Source organism: Streptomyces sp. CBMA29 (genome assembly GCF_014596445.1).
Lineage (GTDB): Bacteria > Actinomycetota > Actinomycetes > Streptomycetales > Streptomycetaceae > Actinacidiphila.
Map to the genome: position 1 here is coordinate 18,476 of NZ_MECL01000106.1, position 19,118 is coordinate 37,593.

Below are 19,118 nucleotides of genomic sequence, written 5' to 3' on the forward strand. Positions count from 1 at the left end.
GGGGTGCACACCGCGATGGTTCTCCCTGTGTTTCATCCATGTCAAGACTTGTGCACAGAGTGCGTCCGCCCGAATGGGGAAGCTCCAGAAATCCGGGCAAAGCCGTCGTAGCTTGTGACACAAGTTGAACGCACTGCGGTGACCAGCGGGTATGTCAGGACCTCTCCGCGCGACAGGCCGGTTGAGGCACCGTCGCACCTCGCCCGCACCCCGGTCCTGACCGGAAACGCTTACGTATACCTTCAGAGCGTGAAGCCGCAGTGGACTGCGGTGGTATGTGCGGCGGAAGGCGAAAAGGGCCGTTCCCGGCGCGCGCGAGGCGCACCGGGAACGGCCCTGGGAGCGAGCGTCGGGTCAGACCGTGGTGGTCGACTGACGGCGGCCCCGGCGTGCGTAGTAGAGCGCCCCGCCGCCGACGAGCAGCACACCCGCGGTGATACCCAGCGGCAGGACCGGGGAGGTGCCGCCGGTCTCCGCGAGGGTCTGCGTGGAGGCGTCGTTGTGACCGCCGGACGAACCGCCCGAGTGCGAACCGCCGTTGGAGCCGCCGGAGTTCGCCCCGCCGGAGTTCGCGCCACCCGAGGAGGAGCCGCCGGAGGTGCCGGGGCCGCCCCCGCCGTGGGTGTCGATGTCCCTGACCGACTTCACGGAGCCGTCGCCGTTCAGCAGCACCTGCTTGTTGTTCGGGTGCTTGAAGTCGAACGCGCCGGTCAGCGAGTTGGCGCGGCTGTCGAAGGACGCGTCACCGACCCGGCCGGTCTTCCAGTTGTCCTCGATGAACTTGGTGATCGACGCCTGCTCGGTGCGGGTGTGGTCGACCGAATTCACCTTGCTGTAAGGGGAGATGACCAGCAGCGGCTGCCGGGTGCCGGGTCCGCAGCGGTCCGCGTAGCCACCGGCCGACGCGGGACCCGCCTGGCACGCCGGGCTGTCGACTGCCTTGCCGTTGGAGCCGACCGTGCTGTCCTTCGAGCCGTTCTGCGGCTTGGCGTACGCGTGGTCGTACCAGCCGTCGGAGTCGTCGTACGCGACGACGACCGCGGTGTCCTTCCAGGAGGACGACGCCTGGACCGCGTTGATCTCCTTGACGAGGAAGTTCTGCTCGTCGGTCGGGTCGGAGTATGCGGCGTGGCCGTCCTGGTACTCGGCGGCCTTCAGGAAGCTGACGGCCGGCAGGCTGCCCGCCTTGAGCGCGGAGCCGAAGTCGGTCAGGTCGTAGTTGTGGTTCGCCTGGCCGTTGTGCCCGATCTCGGCGGTGTTCTTCGGCGCGAGGTGGTGCGGGTTCGCCGTCGACTTGTAGTACTGGAACGGAGAGTGGTGCGGGCTGTAGTCCACCGAGGACGCGCCGGCGATGTTGGCGTGCGTGGAGCCCGTGCAGCTCGCGTAGTCACCGCTCTTGCCGTCCCACGCGGTGGAGGGACGGAAGCCGCCCTGGAACCAGCCCCAGGTGACCTTCTTGGAGTTCAGCAGGTCACCGACGTTCTTGCCCTGCATGACCGCCAGCGCGTTGGTGCTGGTGTGGCTGTTGTCCGAGCAGTCGTCGAACGCCGGGTCGGGGTCGTTGATGACCGTGCCGACGCCCTTGGCGTCGGGCGAGATCACCGTGTACGCGTCCGGCGTCGCCGTCTGCTTCGGCTTCTCGGTGCCGGAGGCCGGGTCGACCGAGATGACGCCGTGCGTCTGACCGGAGACCAGGTTGAGCGCGCCCGGCGTGGACGGACCGTACGTGGAGCTGTACGAGTTGTCGCCCAGCGAGTAGTGCTGCGCGTAGTTCCACAGACCCGTGACGGTGTTGCCGTCGTAGTAGTCCATCACCAGACCGGGCTCGCCGAACAGGCCGCCCGAACACTTGCTGGTCTCGGTGTTCTGGACGTACGCGTCGGCCTTGCCGCCGTTGGCCGCGTACTGCTCGGGGCCGTAGTTGTGGTTCTGGTCGCAGGTCACGGCCTGGTCGGGGGAGAGCCGCTTGGGCGCGTACTGGTTCGGGTTGGTCTTGAGCAGACCGGCGTGCGCGAGGGTGTCGATGTTCTTCGGCGTGTTCCTGGCCGCCGTGAACTTCGTCCCGTCGGTGTTCGCCGCCGCCGGGTAGCTGCCGAAGTAGTGGTCGAAGGAGACGTTCTCCTGGAAGATCACCACCAGGTGCTTGATCGGCGTCTCCGTGGCGCCGGCGCCGTTGTGCGCCGGGGAGTCGGCGAGGGCCGGCGCCGCCGTCCCGCCCATCAGCACGAGCGCCGCAGCTCCGGCGAACGCCCCCCACCGGGCGGCCCGTACGCGCGGGCCCGCCCCTCTGCTCCTGCCAGAACCGCTTGTGGTGCTCATACTTTCTCAGCCTCCGCTAAGTGCCGCGTCGCGCGTGCCGCTGTCATTCGTGCACGGTGTCGAATGTGCACGGTGTCGAACGCGATCGTCATGGCGGTCCGCGACATGACAAAGGCACAGCGGTGGAGGCCGGGTGAACAGCGGGTCAGTAAAATCTTAGGAAGCCTTGACCCCACTTTTACACTCTGAGCTGCGGTTTCAGGCGAGCAGCCCGCTGCCGAGCCAGTCGGACCGGTCGCGCACCCCCGGCAGGACGAAGAAATAGCCGCCGCCGAACGGGGTGACGTAGTCCACCAGCGGCTCACCCGCGAGGCGCTTTTGCACCGCCGCGAACTGCCGCTCGATGTCCCGCTGATAGCAGACGAAGATCAGCCCCATGTCGAGGTTGCCATTGCTGTCCATACCCCGGTCGTAGTTGTAACCACGGCGCAGGATACGGGAGTTGTCGCTCTGCGCGGTGCGCGGATTGGCGACCCGGATGTGGCTGTCAAGCGGGATCACATCGCCGGTCGGATCCTGGGCGAACCTCGGCGTGTCGAATTCCCTGGTCCCGTCCAGCGGTGCGCCGGTGTCCCGGCTGCGGCCGAACATCCGCTCCTGCTCGGTGATCGAGACCCGGTCCCAGAACTCCACCAGCATCCGGATCGTCCGCACCACCTGATACGTGCCGCCGGTCGTCCAGGCGGGCTCGCCGCCCGCCGGGGCGCCGGCCGCGGCGCCCCGCACCCACAACAGCTCGTTCGCGGTGGCCGGATCGCTGATGTCCGGATTGGAGGTTCCGTCCTTGAAGCCCATGTGGTTGCGCGGTGTGCCGCTGGGCCGTGGCGGGCTGGTGAAACCGTCCAGTCGCCAGCGGACCTGCATGCCGCCGCGGGTGTGCCGGGCGATGTCGCGCAGCGCGTGCAGCGCCGTGTCCGGGTGCGGCGCGGAGAGCTGGAGGCTCAGGTCGCCGTGGCACCAGTCGGGTTGAAGATCGTCGTCCTCGAACGCGGGCATCGTGCTCAGCCGCGACGGCTTGCGGTCCTTGAGCCCGAACCGCTCGTCGAAGAGCGACGCGCCCACCCCGACGGTGACGGTCAGACCGTCGCCCGGCACCTTCGGGCCCAGCGTGCCGCTGTCCGACGGCGAGTCCGTGATGCCGAGCGCCGCGGGCGTACCGCCGCCGGTCAGGAACCGGGCCCGGTCGGTGACGGTGTGCAGCAGCTCGGTCAGTTCACGCCGGTCGGCGGCGGTGACGTCGAGGGACAGGAAGAGCGAGGACGGCTGCACCGGCTGCGTGATGCCCGCCTGGTGCGGGCCGTGGAAGTCGGCCTTCGTACGTGCCGCCGCGGTCGGGGTCGGGCTGGCGGCGGAAGCCGTCGCGCCCGTCAGCGCGGCGGCGCCACCGGCCACCGCGCCGACGGCGCCCACACCGAGCGCCGCGCCGCGCAGAAAGCCGCGCCGCCGCAGGTCGCCCGCGCCCGCCGCGGGCCCGTGCGTGTCCGTCATGCCGTCCTCCGTACATCGAAGATCGCCGCCACCGGGGCGAGTTGTTCGAGCAGATCGCCGAAGTCGGCGTTGATCCGCTGGCGCTGATCGTGTGTCAGCTTGTCGAGCGGCGTCCATGTCTCACCGTGGTGCGCGGCGTCCAGATCTTGCTCCGCGCGCTTCAGTGAGGCGTCGAGCTCGGCGGTGCGCGGGTCGCGCGGGGCGAGCAGGGCGTGCAGCCGGTCGAGCAGTTCCTTCGTGCCGTCGAGATTCGCGCGGGCCGTGGCCAGATTCGTACCGCTGCCGTAGTCCGTACGGCCGGTCAGTTCGAACTGCTCGGCGTTCTCCACGATCTCGTGCGCGCGCAGCCCCAGGTCGGCGGGGTCCATCCGCTCCTGCGACCAGCCGTCGCGCAGCGTCGCCACGTCCTTGACCAGGGCGGCGGCCGGGCCGCGCAGCGAGTCGGCGGAGGCGCCGTGCCACAGCCCGTACTCGATCCGGTGGAAGCCGGTGAAGTCCGCGGAGGCGACCGAGCCGGGCGTGAGCGAGGTCGTGCCGTTGATCGCGCCGTCCGCGTCGCCGAAGGTGCCGTACGCGGCGCCCATCCGCTCGTAGACCAGATGCGCGCTCAGCCAGTCGCGGCGGGCCGCGGCCAGATCGCCGCCGTCGATGTCCGACTTCAGGGTGCCGGCGCCGCGGGCGAGGTCGTCGATCCGGTCGCCGACCCACCGCTGGTACGCCAGCGTCGGCGGGATCAGATCGTGCTGGGTGACGGGTACCGCGGCCGGACCCCGCGGGGCCGTCCCCGGTACGACGACGGTCGGTCCGGTGACCGCGTCGGTGTCCTCCTGGAGGCACTTGAACGCGTACGAGCCGCTGCCCAGGTCCACCACCATCGGCCGGGTGATGCCAGGGGCCAGGCCCTCGACCTCGCCGTATACCTTCCCGCTGCGCGGGTCGGTCAGATAGACCTCGGTGGCGCTCGCACCGGTGTTGCGCAGGTCGAAGACCTGCGTGCCCGGCTTCGGCGTGATCCAGCCCCGGCCGCAGCCGCCCGTGGACGCGTCCACCGCGGTGTGCCGCAGACCGTCCGCCGCGGTGGCGGGAGCGGCGCGCTTGTCGGTGTGACCGCCGCCACCGACGGTCAGCACCGCCGCGGTGATCGCTCCCGCGACGGCGAGCCCGGCCGCGGCCACCTGCCACATCGGCACGCGGCGGAGTCGGTTCGGGGGCGGCGGAGCTATGCCGTCTGGTTCGGCGGACACACCGGACCTCCAGATGTCGGTGCAGTGGGACGGGGCGCCGTTCATGCTAAGCACCTCGCGGCCGTGCACCCACCTGCGCCAAGGTCAGGAATCCACAATTCCCCGGCAGTTCACCCTTGAGTCACATAAGGGCACCCTTACCGGGGTTTTCGGCCGGCTTCTGGTCGGCGAAGCACCGTTTCGCGTCGGCGGCGCCGCGCGCCGTCTCGCGTCCGCGGCACCGTCACACGCCTGCGGCACCGCCACGCGTCAGCAGTTCAGCAGCTCAGCAGACCCGCGTTGACCTTGGCGGTCAGGATGCGGTGCAGGCTGTCGTCGACCGCGCCGCGCAGCGTCGCGTCCTTCGGGAGCCGGTCGATGACGGCGGCGGTCATCGGCGCGATGTCGCTCGGCCGGACCGTCAGCAGCATGTTGCCGCCCGCGGCGAAGAAGTCCAGCGCGCGCTGGGCGGGGGTGCGGTCGCTGACGGCGACGGCCGCGCCGATGTCGTCGGAGATGACCGCGCCCTTGAAGCCGAGCTGGGTGCGCAGCAGGTCGTGCAGGACGATCCGCGAGAAGACCGCCTGGTTGTTGGCGTCGATCTTCGTGTAGGTCGCCGACGAGACCATCATGAACGGCGTGCCCGCCTGGATGGCACTGCGGAACGGCTGGAGGTAGGAGTCGTTACGGGTGGTCACCGTGTCCGTGACGCCCGCCGTCAGGTCGGTGTTGCCGCGGACCCGGCCGAGACCGGGAAAGTGCTTGGCGGTGGGGACGACCCCGGACTGCCGCATGCCGGTCAGAAACGCGTCGCTGTGCGTGGCGACGGTCGAAGGATCGTTTCCGTACTCCCGGTGCAGCTCGCCGATCGGCGCGTTGACGCTCACCAGATCAGCCGGGACCGTGTCCGCGACCGGGGCCAGGTTCATGTTCACCCCGGCCGCCTTGAGCTCGCCCGCCCACGTCGCCGCCTCCTGCCGGAGTCGCGACGCGGACCACTGACCCTGCGTGACCGCGTTCGGCATGCTGGAGAAGCCGGGGCCGTTGAGTACCTGGACCTCGCCGCCCTCCTGGTCGGTAGAGACCAGCAGCCGCAGATTCGAGCCCTTGACGGCGGTGGCGAGCGTACGCACCCGGTCGGTGACGCCCTTGACCGCTTGCGTGCCCGCCGAGGTGTGGCCCATCAGGATGACCGCGCCCACCTTGCCCTGCGTGATCGCCGACGCTTCGGAGCCGGTCATCCCGGTGGACGTCACCGCCGACATGAAGAGCTGCCCGACGCGCTGGGCGGTCGACATCGCGTCCGCCGTCCGGTCCACGCAGCTCGCCTGCGCCTTGGTCGTGGTCGCCGCGGGCGGCGGTACGGCAGGGGCGTGCGTCGTACTGGGCGACGGTGACGCCGACGGGCGGGCCGACGTGGCCGTGGTCGTCGGCGCCGCGCTGGGCGAGGCCGACGTCGTACCGGGCGCTACGGACGTGGCCGACGTGTCACCGCTCCCGCCCCCGCTGGAACAGGCCGCGACAGTGACCATCAGCCCCACCGTGAGCCCCACCCCACACCGTCGCGAGCGGGACGTTCGGCTGGCGGCACCAGGAGCAGTCGGCAGACGCACGGGAAGACCTCACACCTTTTCGATCACACGGAAACGGAACGTATGCATTCATCCCCCTTCCCCCTGGGACGCCAGTTGTCTCACGTGACGTGGAGAAACCCCCGCGATGGGTGTGACGCGGCCCGGCGACGCGGTACGGCGACGCAGCCCGGCGGCTTGAAAAAAGTGAGGCGACGGAGCGGCCGTCAGCCGTCAGTCGGGTCCGGGGCCGTGGGAGGCGTCGAGCCGGACGTTCCGGTGCCGGATTCGACCTCGGCCAGGCGGCGGAGGAGGAAGCGGCGTTCGGGTGGGGTGGGGGAGAGGGCGATGGCCGCGCGGTAGGCGTCGGCGGCGGCGGGGGCGCGGCCGAGACGGCGCAGCAGGTCGGCGCGGGTGGCGGGGAGCAGGTGGTAGTCGGCGAGTCGGCCGCTCGCGGTGAGGGCGTCGACCAGGGCGAGGCCCGCGGCGGGGCCGCGGGCCATGGCGACGGCGACCGCGCGGTTGAGCTCGACCACGGGGCTCGGCGTCAAGCGCGCCAGTTCGCCGTAGAGGAGCGCGATCTGCGGCCAGTCGGTGGCGGCGGGCTCGGCGGCGCCCGCGTGGCAGGCGGCGATGGCCGCCTGGACCTGGTACGGCCCCGGGCGGCGGGCGAGCAGGGCGTCCTCCAGGACGGCGAGCCCCTCGGCGATCTCCTCCCGGTCCCAGGCCGTACGGTCCTGCTCGTCGAGCGGCACCAGGTCACCGGCCGGGTCGGTACGGGCGGCGGCGCGCGCGTCGTGCAGCAGCATCAGCGCGAGCAGGCCGCGGGCCTCCGGCTCGTACGGCAGCAGCGCGGCCAGCAGCCGGGCCAGCCGGATCGCCTCGGCGGTGACGCGCCGCTGGCCGGCGCTGTCCGCCGCGTCGCCGCCGGGCGCGTAACCGGCGTTGAACAGCAGGTACAGCACGGCGAGTACGGCGGAGGTCCGCTCCGGGAGCAGGTCTCGCGGCGGCACCCGGAAGGGGATGCCCGCGTGCCGGATCTTGCTCTTGGCGCGGGTGAGCCGCTGCCCCATCGTGCCCTCGGGCACCAGGAAGGCCCGCGCGATCTCCGCCGTGCTCAGCCCGGTCAGGGTGCGCAGGGTCAGCGCGACGCGGGACGGCAGCGGCAGCGCGGGGTGGCAGCAGGTGAAGATCAGCCGCAGCCGGTCGTCCGGTACCGGGTCCTCGTCGTTCCCGGGCGGCGGGAGGGCGTCGTCCACCGGGGTCAGCACGGCCGCCTTCCGCAGCTTGCGCTTCTCGTTCGCCGCCCTGCGCAGCCGGTCCAGCGCGCGGTTGCGGGCGGTGGTGGTCAGCCAGGCGCCGGGCCTGCGCGGCACACCGTCGACCGGCCAGCGCTCCAGCGCCCGCGCGAACGCGTCCTGCGCGCACTCCTCCGCGAGGTCCCAGTCGCCGGTCATGCCGATCACCGCCGCCACGACCCGGCCCCACTCCTCGGACCAGGCCGCGGCGACGGCGTCCTTGACCGGGTCGGGGCGGCGCGGCCCCGACGGCGGGCGCGCCTGTCCGCGGCCGGACTCCCCGTGCGGCCCGGCCGCCGCGTCCCGACCCGTCATCGCCTCACTCCGCCACCTCGTCAGACCGCCTCTTCGTCAGACCGTCGCCTCGTCAGTCCGTCGCGCCGTCACTCCGTCCAGAACGGCCGCACCTCGACCATCCCGTACCGCGCCACCGGATGCTTCGCGGCGATCGCGATCGCCTCGTCCAGATCGGCGCAGTCGATGATGTCGAAGCCGCAGATCTGCTCCTTCGTCTCGGCGAAGGGCCCGTCCGTGATCAGCGGCGCGCCGTCCTTGAACCGTACGGTGGTCGCGTCCTGCGCCGGACGGATGCGGCTGCCCAGCAGCCGGGTGCCGTCGCGGGTCGTCTCCGCGACCCACGGCATCGCGTCCAGCTCCTCCTCGGGCGCGGCGGCCATCGATCCGTCGTCGCAGATGAGCAGCAGATACTTCATGGTCCTTCTCCTTCTCCGGTTACTCCGGGGTTGCGACACCTCCGGCGGCCACGGGCCTCTTCTTGCTCCCGTGCGTCCACCCCTACGACGATCGGGATCCGCCGGAAACTACACCGGGCGGAGAGAACTTCGGTACGAGCCGCGTCCACGTCCGCGTCACGCCGCCGCCGTCCAGCCGAGCACCGAGCGCCGGTGCGGCAACAGCGCCACCGCCACCGCGACCAGCGCCGCACCGGCGATGAGCAGCGGCAGCGCCCGGTGCCCGTGCCCGATCAGCGCGGCACCGGCCAGGGCCCCGAGGAACATCGCCGCCGCCGAGAGCAGCCTGCGCCCCGCCTTGCTCGTCGCGCCGCCCGCCAGCCGACTGTCCGAGGCCACGCCGGTGATGGTCAGGGTCAGCACCGTGGTCGTCAGGTCGGGCACGGCCAGCCGCCGTACCACCGCGTTCTGCCCGCCCATCGCGAAGCCGAGCAGCACGACCAGGCACCAGCGGCTCCACCCGGCGGCAGGCAGGTCGACCAGTTCGCCGACCACGTAACAGACCAGGACGAGCAGCGCCTGCGCGGCCGTCACCGCGAGCAGCAGCCGCGCCCGGTGCCGCACGACGCGGTTGGCCAGCCGCCCGGCGGCCAGCGCGCCCACGGCGAAGGAGAGCAGCGACAGGACGGAGGCGGTCAGCGAGAAGCCGCTGGAACCGGCGAGCGAGAAGGCCATGAAGACGACGTTGCCCGTCATGTTCGCGACGAAGACCCGGCCCAGCGCCAGATAGCTGAAGGCGTCGACTAGCCCGGTCACGACGGTGAGCCCGAGCAGCAGCGGCGGCAGCGGCCCGTGCCGCCCGCCGAGGTCGGGTACGAGCGTGTCGCGCGCCTCGCGGAGCATGGAGTTCACGGCGGCCGTCCTCCGATCATGCGTTCCCTGGGCGACCCATGGTCGCGCCCCGGAGCCCGTCGGGCCCCCCGCCGCGCGGGACCTTCCGCAGTAAGCGGGCCGCGCCGGTGTGAAAGTCGGGTCGCGCCGGTATGGAAGATCGGGCCGCGCCGGTATGGAAGGCAGGCCGCCCGTGGACGCACGGGCATCCGTACATCCGCCCGTACATCCGCCCGAACGGGCACGTCAGCCGTGCCGCGCGAGGCATACGGGGGACGTGCGGGCTGTCGGCGCCGTACGGGCTCGCGCCGGTGTGAGACTGGCCCGCGACGTGGCGATCCTGGAGCGCGCGAGCAGTGACGCGGCATGACGGCACGTCAAGGGGGCAGCCGCGCAAGGGTCGGGCCGTCGGCCCGGCTCGGACCGGGCTGTCGGACCGGCTCACGTCGAGCCGTCGGTACGGCTCATGAAGGAGGGACCCATGGCGGCGTCAGCGCCGGAAGCCGCGTCCGGCGGCACGATCACCACCGACGTCCCCGCGCGCCTCGACCGGCTGCCGTGGTCGCGCTGGCACTGGATGATCGTGATCGGCCTGGGCACCGTGTGGATCCTCGACGGCCTCGAGGTGACCACTGTCGGCAACATCGCCGGGCGGATCTCCGAACAGGGCAGCGGGCTGTCCGTCACGTCCGCCCAGATCACGGGCATCGCCGCCGCGCTCTACGTGGCGGGCTCCTGCGTGGGCGCCCTCTTCTTCGGCTGGCTGACCGACCGCTTCGGCCGCAAGAAGCTCTTCATGGTCACCCTCGCGGTCTACCTCACCGCGACCGCGATGACCGCGCTGTCCTTCCAGCCCTGGTGGTTCTTCACCTTCCGCTTCCTGACCGGCTTCGGCATCGGCGGCGAGTACGCGGCGATCAACTCGGCCATCGACGAACTGATCCCGTCCAGATTCCGCGGTCGTGTCGATCTGATCATCAACGGCAGTTACTGGCTCGGGGCCATCGGCGGCTCGCTGCTGTCGATCGTCGCGCTGAACACCGACATCTTCCCCAAGGACGTCGGCTGGCGGCTCACCTTCGCCCTCGGCGTCGTCCTCGGTCTGGTGATCCTGGTGGTACGGCGGCACGTGCCGGAGAGCCCGCGCTGGCAGTTCATCCACGGCTACGGCGACGAGGCGGACCAACTCGTCGGCACGGTCGAGCGGGAGATCGAGCAGGAGAAGGGCGAGCGGCTGCCGCGCGCCAAGAACTCCATCACCATCCACCAGCGCAAGAGCATCGGGTTCGGGCTGATCGCCAAGACCGTGTTCCGCAAGTACCCCAAGCGCGCGGTGCTCGGCCTGTCGCTCTTCATCGGCCAGGCGTTCCTCTACAACGCCATCACCTTCGGGTTCGGCTCGATCCTCACCACCTTCTTCGGCGTCTCGACCGGCAAGACCGGCTACTACTTCGCGGTCATCGCGGCCGGCAACTTCCTCGGTCCACTGCTGCTCGGCAAGCTCTTCGACACCGTAGGCCGCCGGATCATGATCTCCTCGACGTATCTGATCTCCGGCATCCTGCTCTTCGGCACCGCGTGGCTCTTCCACCGCGGCTCGCTGGACGCCACGACGATGACCGCGTGCTGGTGCGTCGTGCTGTTCTTCGCCTCCGCCGGTGCCAGCAGCGCGTATCTGACCGTCTCGGAGATCTTCCCGATGGAGACCCGCGCGATGGCCATCGCCTTCTTCTACGCCATCGGTACGGCCGCCGGCGGCATCAGCGGTCCGCTGGTCTTCGCCGACCTCACCAAGTCCGGTGTCGTGGACGACACTGTGCTGGCCTTCGTCATCGGCGCGGCCCTGATGTGCGCGGCGGGCCTGGTGGCGGCGGTGCTCGCGGTCAAGGCCGAGGGCCGCTCGCTCGAGGACATCGCCGCCCCGCTGTCGTCGGCCGATCCGGCGTCCGCGTCGGCGTAGCGGCCGGATCTTTCGGAGCCCCGGACCTCTCGGAGCCCCGGACCTCTTCTCGTAGTCCCGAACACCTTCGCGACGAACACCGGCCCGCCCGCGACCCCGGCCTCCTGGCAGCGGGGCCGCGGACGGGCACCGGTCACGCGATGTCGCCGCCCACCGGCTGCTGAAGAACCAGTCGCAACGCGTAAGCGGGCTCCGCCTCCTGGCGCGCCCAGCCGACCGAGGCGACCGTGTAGGCGGGCCCCTCGCGCAACCAGTCGGTGGCGGCCTGGAAGAGCTCCGCGGCGTCGCCGCCGGCGAGGATCAGCACCCCGTCGTCCTCCACCGTCACCCACATGTCGACATGGCTGTTCACGAACGCGCCCGCCCGGTCGCGCAGTTCGTCCGACACCGACTGGCTGTCACTGGCAATGGTCATGGACCGCACCCCTTCGTCATCCGTCATCCGGATCCCTCATCCACATATCGTCAACTACCCGTCGCATTCCCCGTTCACTGTCCGTCACACACTTCATGTATCGCGCAATCGACGAGGAGCGGTACCGGGTACGCGTGAACGGCTGAGGGGCCTCCCGGTCCGGGAGGCCCCTCAGCCGTTCGTTGTGCTCGCTGCCTACTTCTGCGTCATCAGGCCCGCGCGCAGGCCAGCGATGGTGCGGCTCAGCAGCCGCGACACGTGCATCTGCGAGTAGCCCAGCTCCTCGCCGATCTGCGCCTGCGTCATCTCCTCGCCGAAGCGCATCTGGAGGATCTGCCGGTCGCGCGCGGGGAGCTTGGCGATCAGCGGGGCCAGGCTCTGGAAGTTCTCGATGAGGTCCATCGCGTAGTCGCACTCACCGAAGGTGTCGGCCAGCGTGCGGCCCTCGCCGTCACCGCCGCTCTCACCGTCGTTGTACGGCGTGTCCAGCGAGCCCGCGGTGTAGCCGTTGGCGGCGACCAGGCCCTCGATGACCTCTTCCTCGGTCAGGTCGAGGTGCGCGGCCAGCTCGGCCACCGTCGGGTCGCGGTCCAGCACCAGCGCGAGCGCTTCCTTGGACTTGCTCAGCTCGACGCGCAGTTCCTGGAGGCGGCGCGGTACGTGGACGGCCCAGGAGGTGTCACGGAAGAACCGCTTCATCTCGCCGACGATGTACGGGATGGCGAAGGTGGTGAACTCGTTCTCCCGCGACAGGTCGAAGCGGTCGATGGCCTTGATCAGACCGATCGTGCCGACCTGGACGATCTCCTCCATGTCGGTGGCCGGCCGGTTGCGGTAGCGCCCGGCGGCGAAGTGCACCAACGAGAGGTTCATCTCGATCAGCGTATTGCGGGCGTACTGGTATTCACGGGTGCCCTCCTCGACGGCCTGGAGCCGGTCGAAGAAGAGCTTCGACAGCGCCCGCGCGTCCTTCGGGGCTACCGCCGTGGCGTCGTCGATCCACGGAAGTTCACCAATCAAGCCGCCCTCGGATCGCGGTGACGCCTCAAGCGTCGCCGTTTCGTACGCGCTGTCCGACTGCTGAACCTGTGTGGTCACGTCATCGCCTCGCCTCGGTAAGACTGTCCACAAGCCGCTTGCCCGCTGTCGAACGTCCTATGCCAACTTTTTTTCGAGCAGTTTTTCCGGGCCCTGAACGGGCCCGTGCGGCGGCCTGTTCCGGGTCCGTCTTGAGGGCCGCGCGCCGCGACTACTGCCCCGCACGGTAGCGCAATCCGTCCATGAGCAGGTCCAACAGCCGTCCCGCCTGCGCTCTGCGCTCCGGACCGCCCGCCGACAGCGCCACCCCGCCGAGCCCCACGAGTACGTCGTCGGGGTCGGCGTCCGCGCGCAGCGTCCCGGCCTCCGCGCCCGCCCGCAGCAGTGTGCCGACCGCGCCGAGCAGCGCCTCACGGCTGTGCGCGAAGGGGTCGCCGCCGGAGGCGATCACGGCGCGCAGCGCGTCGGCCATGCCGCGCTTGGTCGTCATGTAGTCGATGAAGTGGTCCATCCAGGCGCGCGCCGCCACGTCGGGGGGAGAGGTGGTGAGCAGCCGGGGCGCGGCGTCGCACAGCCGGGTCAGCTCGTTGCGGTACGCGGCCTCGACCAGTGCCTCGCGGGTCGGGAAGTTCCGGTAGAGCGTGCCGATGCCGACCCCCGCGTCCTTGGCGATGGCCTCGAGCGTCACCTCGGGCCCGTCGTGGGCGAACGCGCGCACGGCGGCGGCCAGCAGCCGGTCGCGATTGCGCTGCGCGTCGGCGCGCAGGGGGCGGGGTGAGGTGCCCGGCACGGTGTCTCTCCTCGGTAGGACGCGGATCCGTCGGGGCACGGCGACTCGGCGGACTTGCAAGCGGAGGTACCTCCACTTATGGTGGATCTGAGCGGAGGTTCCTCCGGTTTCTATCGTACCGGCAGTGCCATGCCCTCCGCGTTACCGAGGAGACGCACGGATCATGACGTCGAACCCGCTCATCACCACCCCCTTCACCAGGCAGTCCACCGCCGCCGACGTGCTGGCGGGCATCGATCTGACCGGCCGCCGCGCCGTCGTGACCGGCGGCGCGTCCGGTATCGGCATCGAGACCGCCCGCGCCCTGGCCGCCGCCGGCGCCGAGGTGACGCTGGCCGTACGGGACGCCGAGGCGGGCCGGCGGACCGCCGAGGACATCACGAAGACCACGGGGAACGAGCGGGTGCGGGTCGCCCCGCTCGACCTGGCCGACCAGACGTCGGTCGCCGCCTTCGTCGCGGTCTGGCAGGGCCCGCTCCACATGCTGGTCAACAACGCCGGAATCATGGCCTCGCCCGAGATGCGCACCCCGCAGGGCTGGGAGATGCAGTTCGCCACCAACCACCTGGGCCACTTCGCCCTGGCCACCGGCCTGCACCCGGCGCTCGCCGCGGCCGGCGGCGCCCGCGTGGTCTCGGTCAGCTCCAGCGCCCACCTGCGCTCGCCCGTCGTCTTCGACGACATCCACTTCCGCGAGCGGCCGTACGAGCCCTGGTCCGCGTACGGCCAGTCCAAGACCGCCAACGTGCTGTTCGGCGTCGAGGCCACCAAGCGCTGGGCGAGCGACGGCATCACCGTCAACGCGCTGATGCCGGGCGGGATCAGGACCAAGCTCCAGCGTTACGTGTCCGAAGAGGAGCTGAACCGGCTGCGCGCCGAGCGCGGCACCGACGCCCCGCGGTGGAAGACCCCGGAGCAGGGCGCGGCGACCTCGGTGCTGGTCGCGGCCTCCCCGCTGCTCGACGGCGTCGGCGGCCGGTACTTCGAGGACTGCGACGAGGCGGCGGAGAACCGGCCCGGCGCCCCCAACGGCGTCGCGGCCTACGCCCTCGACCCCGAGGCGGCGCGACGGCTGTGGGAGGTGTCCGCGGCGACCCTGGCCGCCGGATAGCGCGGCGGGGACGCCGGTGGGGACATCGGTGGGGACATCGGTCGGGATATCGGCGGGAACGAACGTAGACCTATGTGTATGACGTGTATACGGTGGCGCCGCGGTACGTCCCGCACCGCGGCGCCCGGCCGATGGCCGCTCACCCGCGCTTCTGACCGCCTTCGCGGCCGGTGCGGTCGGGGTCGGTGGTGCACCCGCCTTTACGGCAGTTCACGTCGGAGCACGACATCGTGGATCACCTCCTCTCGTCCGGCTCGGTCCCCGGCAGGTCGCCGGGGACGCAGTCCAGCAGGAGTTTGTCGACGCGCCTTCCCTGCCACAGCGCGGCGCTGCGCAGCCGCCCGGCGTCACGGAAACCGGCCTTGAGGTAGGCGTGCACCGCGGCGGTGTGCGGAGCGAGTACCTCCAGCCACACCGCGCTCAGCGACGCGATGGTGAAAGCCCAGTCGAGGGTGAGTGCGGTGGCCTCGGTGGCGTAGCCCCGGCCGCGGTGCTCCGGGGCGATGACAAGGGTGAACTCGGCACTGTTGGCCGACTGGTCGACGCTCAGCGCGGTGGTCCCGACCGGAATGCCACTGTCCGTGGTGATCACTTCGAAGAGTTGGTAGTGGGTGGAGGTGTGGCCGCTGTGGAAACGTGCCTGGAAGACTTCCCAGGACACCGGCCAGCGGGCCCCGAATCCGACGACGGTCGCCGGATCGGTCTCCCACCGGTGGTAGTCCTGCATCATCTCTTCCCTCGCCAGTGCCAGCGCCAACCGTGCCCCGCTGCGCAGCGGAACGGGTGCGGCGGAGCGGCTGTTGGTCATCACGCGCGTCTCTCCTCCGTGTGCCCTGTCCGGCTCCGGACAGCCGTCCGTAAAGCGTCATTCCACTTTCCGCGTCACCTGGGCAGATCCGCTGTATTGGCCATCGCCCGGTGGGCCGTGTGCTTGCGCCCCCGGCGCGCGGGCGGCCCGGCCGGCCCCGGCGGACGTCAGCCGGGCGGCCCGCCGGATCTGGCGGGAAAACGATGCACCTGTTCCGCGCACGCCCGCCTGCCAGTGCCCCTGCGCCGTACGCGGTGCGGGTGACCGGTGTGACGCGTGGTCCAGTGCGATCCGGACGATTTCCCGCAGATCGGCCGCACCGCCGTCCGATGCCCGCGCGACGCACACCTGTTCGGGGGAATGCCGGGCCGGGGGCTCGCGTTCGCGGATACGGAGAACGGGCCGGTCGCTTGGCTAAGGTGACCGGTGGGACCCGTATTGACCCCATCTGTCAGGAGCGGTGAATGAGCGACGGCGACGACTTCAATGCCCGGATCACGGCTGAGTTCCGGGCCAACCACGGGAAGGTCGGCGGGCCCTTCGAGGGCGCGCCGATGGTGCTGCTGCACACCCGCGGCGCCCGTACCGGCATCGAGCGCGTCAACCCGCTGATGTACATGGCCGACGGGGACCGGTATCTGGTGTTCGCCTCGAAGGGCGGCGCCGACACCCACCCCGCCTGGTACCTCAACCTCCTCGCGCACCCCGACATCGACATCGAGATCGGCGACGAGACCATCCCCGTGCACGCCGAGGAGCTCAAGGACGCCGAGCGCGACGAGAAGTACGCCGAGCAGGCGTCGCGCTACCCCGGCTTCGCCGACTACCAGAAGAAGACGAGTCGGGTCATCCCGGTGATGGCGCTCAGCCGCCGCTAGTACCGCGCGGCGGGTCCGACCTGCCGCCGGACCGCGCGGGCTGCGGATTTACGTCACGCTCCCGCGCGGTAGGCCGCGTCCAACCGGGGAAGGCAACAGGGGCACACGGTTGTCGACGGCAGGAGGTCTCGGTGAAGGTGGGTCTGTTGACCCGGGAATATCCGCCGGATGTATACGGCGGAGCCGGGGTCCACGTGGAGTTCCTGGCCCGTGAACTGCGCTCATTGGTGGATGTCGCCGTGCACTGCTGGGGCGACGGGGCGGACAGCCCCGACACGGGGGTGACCCGGCACCACGCCCCGGCCACGCTCGACGGCGCCAACGACGCGCTGCGCACCTTCTCCGTCGACCTGGCCATGGCCGCCGGTCTCCAGGGCCGCGACCTCGTCCACTCGCACACCTGGTACGCCAACCTCGCGGGCCATCTCAGCAAACTGCTCTACGGCATACCGCACGTGCTCACCGCCCACTCGCTGGAGCCGCTGCGGCCCTGGAAGGCTGAGCAACTCGGCGGCGGCTACGCGCTGTCGAGCTGGGCCGAGCGCACGGCGATGGAGTCGGCCGACGCGGTGGTCGCGGTCTCCGACGGCATGCGCGGCGACATCCTGGGCTGCTATCCGGCGCTCGACCCCGACCGGGTGCACGTCATCCGCAACGGGATCGACACCGCCACCTACCGCCCCGACCCGCGCACCGACGTGCTCAGCCGGATCGGCATCGACCCGCAGCGCCCCTACGTGCTCTTCGTCGGCCGGATCACCCGGCAGAAGGGCGTGCCCCATCTCCTGCGGGCCGCCCGCGAACTCGACCCGTCCGCGCAGCTCGTGCTGTGCGCGGGAGCGCCCGACACCCCCGCGCTCGACCGCGAATTCCGCGCGCTCTTCGACGAGCTGAACGCGGTACGCGACGGCGTGCACTGGATCCCGGCGATGCTGCCACGCCCCGCCGTGGTCCAACTCCTCACCCACGCGGCGGTGTTCGCCTGTCCGTCGGTGTACGAGCCGCTGGGCATCGTGAATCTGGAGGCGATGGGCTGCGGCACACCCGTGGTCGCCTCCGCGGTCGGCGGCATCCCCGAGGTCGTCGAGGACGGCGTCACCGGGCTGCTCGTGCCCTACCGCGAGGAGGACCCCGCCGCGTTCGAGGCGGGACTCGCGCAGGCGCTCAACCGGGTGATCGGCGACCGCGCCGAGGCGGAGCGGATGGGTGCGGCGGGCCGGGACCGCGCGGTGCGCGAATTCGGCTGGGACACCGTGGCACGACGGACGACGGAGCTGTACGCGTCGGTGCTGGCGCAGGGCCGGTAGGCGGGTGAGCCGGTGAGGGGCGGAACCACGGGACCGGAAACAGGCACGAGAACGGCACGAGGAGCAGATATGAGCGGCAGAGACGACAAGGGGGGGTCTCGATGCGTGGAGGACCTTCGGTACTGGGCATAGTGCTGGCCGGCGGCGCGGGAAAGCGGCTGATGCCGCTGACCGCCGACCGGGCCAAACCAGCGGTGACCTTCGGCGGCACGTACCGCCTGGTCGATTTCGTCCTGTCGAACCTGGTGAACGCGGACATCCTGCGGATCTGCGTGCTGACGCAGTACAAGTCCCACTCGCTGGACCGCCATGTGACCACCACCTGGCGGATGTCCAGCCTGCTGGGCAACTACGTGACGCCGGTACCGGCGCAGCAGCGGCTCGGCCCGCGCTGGTACCTCGGCAGCGCGGACGCGATCCTTCAGTCCCTCAATCTCGTGCACGACGAACAGCCGGACTACATCGCGGTGTTCGGCGCCGACCACGTGTACCGGATGGACCCCCGGCAGATGCTGGCGCAGCACATCGAGCACGGCGCCGGTGTCACCGTCGCGGGTATCAAGGTGCCCCGGGCCGACGCGGCGGGCTTCGGCGTGATATCGCCCGCCGCCGACGGCATACAAGTGGAACGCTTCCTGGAAAAACCCCTCGACCCGCCGGGGCTGCCCGGCGACCCCCAGCATGTCTTCGCCTCGATGGGCAACTACCTGTTCAGTACGAAGACGCTGATCGACGCCCTGCACGAGGACGCGGAGGACCCGCAGTCCGTGCACGACATGGGCGGCAGCATCCTGCCCCGGCTCACCGACCAGGGCGTCGCCCAGGTCTACGACTTCGACGCCAACCACGTGCCGGGCGAGACCGCCCGCGACCACGGCTACTGGCGCGACGTCGGCACGCTGGACGCGTACTACGACGCGCACATGGACCTGATCTCGGACCAGCCCGCCTTCAGCCTGCACAACCGGCGCTGGCCCATCTACACCCACTCCGGGCAGCTCCCGCCCGCCAAGATCGCCGCGGGCGGCATCGTGGGCGAGTCGGTGGTCAGCCCCGGCTGTGAGATCCGCGGCCAGGTCACCCGCTCGGTGCTGTCGCCCGGTGTGGTCGTGGACACCGGCGCCGTCGTCCAGGGCTCGGTACTGCACGACAACGTACGGGTCGGGCGCGGCGCCATCGTCAGGGGCGCGGTGCTCGACAAGAACGTCGACGTGCCGCCGGGCGCCACCATCGGCGTCAACCCGGACCGCGACCGCGAGCTGTACACGGTGTCCGCGGCGGGGGTGATCGCCCTGGGCAAGGCCCAGTCGGTGCTCTGACCCGCACCGC

Annotated in this window: 16 protein-coding genes; 5 read left to right on the forward strand and 11 right to left on the reverse strand. The window is 70.9% G+C overall.

The window, feature by feature from the left end; genetic code table 11:
- Positions 1-354: 354 nt before the first annotated feature.
- From BGM09_RS15880 to BGM09_RS15910, 7 genes are all read right to left on the reverse strand, one after another.
- Positions 355-2,319: an alkaline phosphatase family protein gene (locus BGM09_RS15880; protein ID WP_188282242.1), complete on the reverse strand. Its 1,965-nt coding sequence runs from the start codon at positions 2,317-2,319 to the stop codon at positions 355-357.
- Positions 2,320-2,517: 198 nt separating this feature from the next.
- Positions 2,518-3,807 carry an iron uptake transporter deferrochelatase/peroxidase subunit gene (efeB, locus tag BGM09_RS15885; protein WP_188282243.1) on the reverse strand — a complete coding sequence of 430 codons (1,290 nt, stop codon included), beginning with the start codon at positions 3,805-3,807 and terminating at the stop codon, positions 2,518-2,520.
- On the reverse strand, positions 3,804-4,991 hold the full coding sequence (locus BGM09_RS15890; protein WP_188282260.1) for an EfeM/EfeO family lipoprotein: 1,188 nt from the start codon (positions 4,989-4,991) through the stop codon (positions 3,804-3,806). Before BGM09_RS15890 ends, efeB begins: the two co-directional genes overlap by 4 nt.
- A 317-nt stretch (positions 4,992-5,308) precedes the next feature.
- Entirely contained in the window at positions 5,309-6,562 is a 1,254-nt protein-coding gene (locus BGM09_RS15895) for a glycoside hydrolase family 3 protein (protein ID WP_188282244.1), read from the reverse strand.
- Between the two features lie 266 nt (positions 6,563-6,828).
- Positions 6,829-8,214, reverse strand: a complete 1,386-nt coding sequence (locus BGM09_RS15900) for an RNA polymerase sigma factor (RefSeq protein ID WP_188282245.1) — start codon at positions 8,212-8,214, stop codon at positions 6,829-6,831.
- Positions 8,215-8,282: 68 nt separating this feature from the next.
- The gene (locus tag BGM09_RS15905) at positions 8,283-8,612 is read right to left on the reverse strand and encodes a YciI family protein (protein ID WP_188282246.1); all 330 of its coding nucleotides are present in this window, start codon (positions 8,610-8,612) and stop codon (positions 8,283-8,285) included.
- 156 nt (positions 8,613-8,768) lie between these two features.
- Positions 8,769-9,503, reverse strand: coding sequence for a YoaK family protein (locus BGM09_RS15910; protein ID WP_188282247.1), 735 nt, complete (start codon positions 9,501-9,503; stop codon positions 8,769-8,771).
- Between the two features lie 460 nt (positions 9,504-9,963).
- On the opposite strand from BGM09_RS15910, the gene BGM09_RS15915 reads away from it, so the two are divergent.
- A complete protein-coding gene (locus BGM09_RS15915) occupies positions 9,964-11,442 on the forward strand; it encodes an MFS transporter (RefSeq protein ID WP_188282248.1) in 1,479 nt (492 codons plus the stop codon).
- A 133-nt stretch (positions 11,443-11,575) separates the two neighbouring features.
- Here BGM09_RS15915 and BGM09_RS15920 read toward each other — a convergent pair whose 3' ends face one another.
- The 3 genes from BGM09_RS15920 to BGM09_RS15930 all read right to left on the reverse strand — a co-directional run bounded on the left by BGM09_RS15920 (position 11,576) and on the right by BGM09_RS15930 (position 13,685).
- Entirely contained in the window at positions 11,576-11,857 is a 282-nt protein-coding gene (locus tag BGM09_RS15920) for a hypothetical protein (protein WP_188282249.1), read from the reverse strand.
- 195 nt (positions 11,858-12,052) lie between these two features.
- Positions 12,053-12,955: a SigB/SigF/SigG family RNA polymerase sigma factor gene (locus BGM09_RS15925; RefSeq protein ID WP_188282250.1), complete on the reverse strand. Its 903-nt coding sequence runs from the start codon at positions 12,953-12,955 to the stop codon at positions 12,053-12,055.
- 151 nt (positions 12,956-13,106) lie between these two features.
- Positions 13,107-13,685 (reverse strand): TetR/AcrR family transcriptional regulator, encoded by a 579-nt coding sequence (locus tag BGM09_RS15930; RefSeq protein ID WP_188282251.1) that lies wholly within the window; start codon positions 13,683-13,685, stop codon positions 13,107-13,109.
- A 163-nt stretch (positions 13,686-13,848) separates the two neighbouring features.
- Here BGM09_RS15930 and BGM09_RS15935 point away from each other — a divergent pair, with 163 nt between their 5' ends.
- Positions 13,849-14,796, forward strand: a complete 948-nt coding sequence (locus tag BGM09_RS15935; RefSeq protein ID WP_188282252.1) for an SDR family NAD(P)-dependent oxidoreductase — start codon at positions 13,849-13,851, stop codon at positions 14,794-14,796.
- A gap of 235 nt (positions 14,797-15,031) precedes the next feature.
- Here BGM09_RS15935 and BGM09_RS15940 read toward each other — a convergent pair whose 3' ends face one another.
- The gene (locus tag BGM09_RS15940; RefSeq protein WP_188282253.1) at positions 15,032-15,604 is read right to left on the reverse strand and encodes a GNAT family N-acetyltransferase; all 573 of its coding nucleotides are present in this window, start codon (positions 15,602-15,604) and stop codon (positions 15,032-15,034) included.
- A gap of 464 nt (positions 15,605-16,068) precedes the next feature.
- Here BGM09_RS15940 and BGM09_RS15945 point away from each other — a divergent pair, with 464 nt between their 5' ends.
- From BGM09_RS15945 to glgC, 3 genes are all read left to right on the forward strand, one after another.
- The gene (locus tag BGM09_RS15945) at positions 16,069-16,482 is read left to right on the forward strand and encodes a nitroreductase family deazaflavin-dependent oxidoreductase (protein WP_188282254.1); all 414 of its coding nucleotides are present in this window, start codon (positions 16,069-16,071) and stop codon (positions 16,480-16,482) included.
- A 131-nt stretch (positions 16,483-16,613) separates the two neighbouring features.
- The gene (glgA, locus tag BGM09_RS15950; RefSeq protein WP_188282255.1) at positions 16,614-17,789 is read left to right on the forward strand and encodes a glycogen synthase; all 1,176 of its coding nucleotides are present in this window, start codon (positions 16,614-16,616) and stop codon (positions 17,787-17,789) included.
- Between the two features lie 101 nt (positions 17,790-17,890).
- Positions 17,891-19,108: a glucose-1-phosphate adenylyltransferase gene (glgC, locus tag BGM09_RS15955; protein WP_188282256.1), complete on the forward strand. Its 1,218-nt coding sequence runs from the start codon at positions 17,891-17,893 to the stop codon at positions 19,106-19,108.
- The last annotated feature ends 10 nt before the right edge of the window (positions 19,109-19,118 follow it).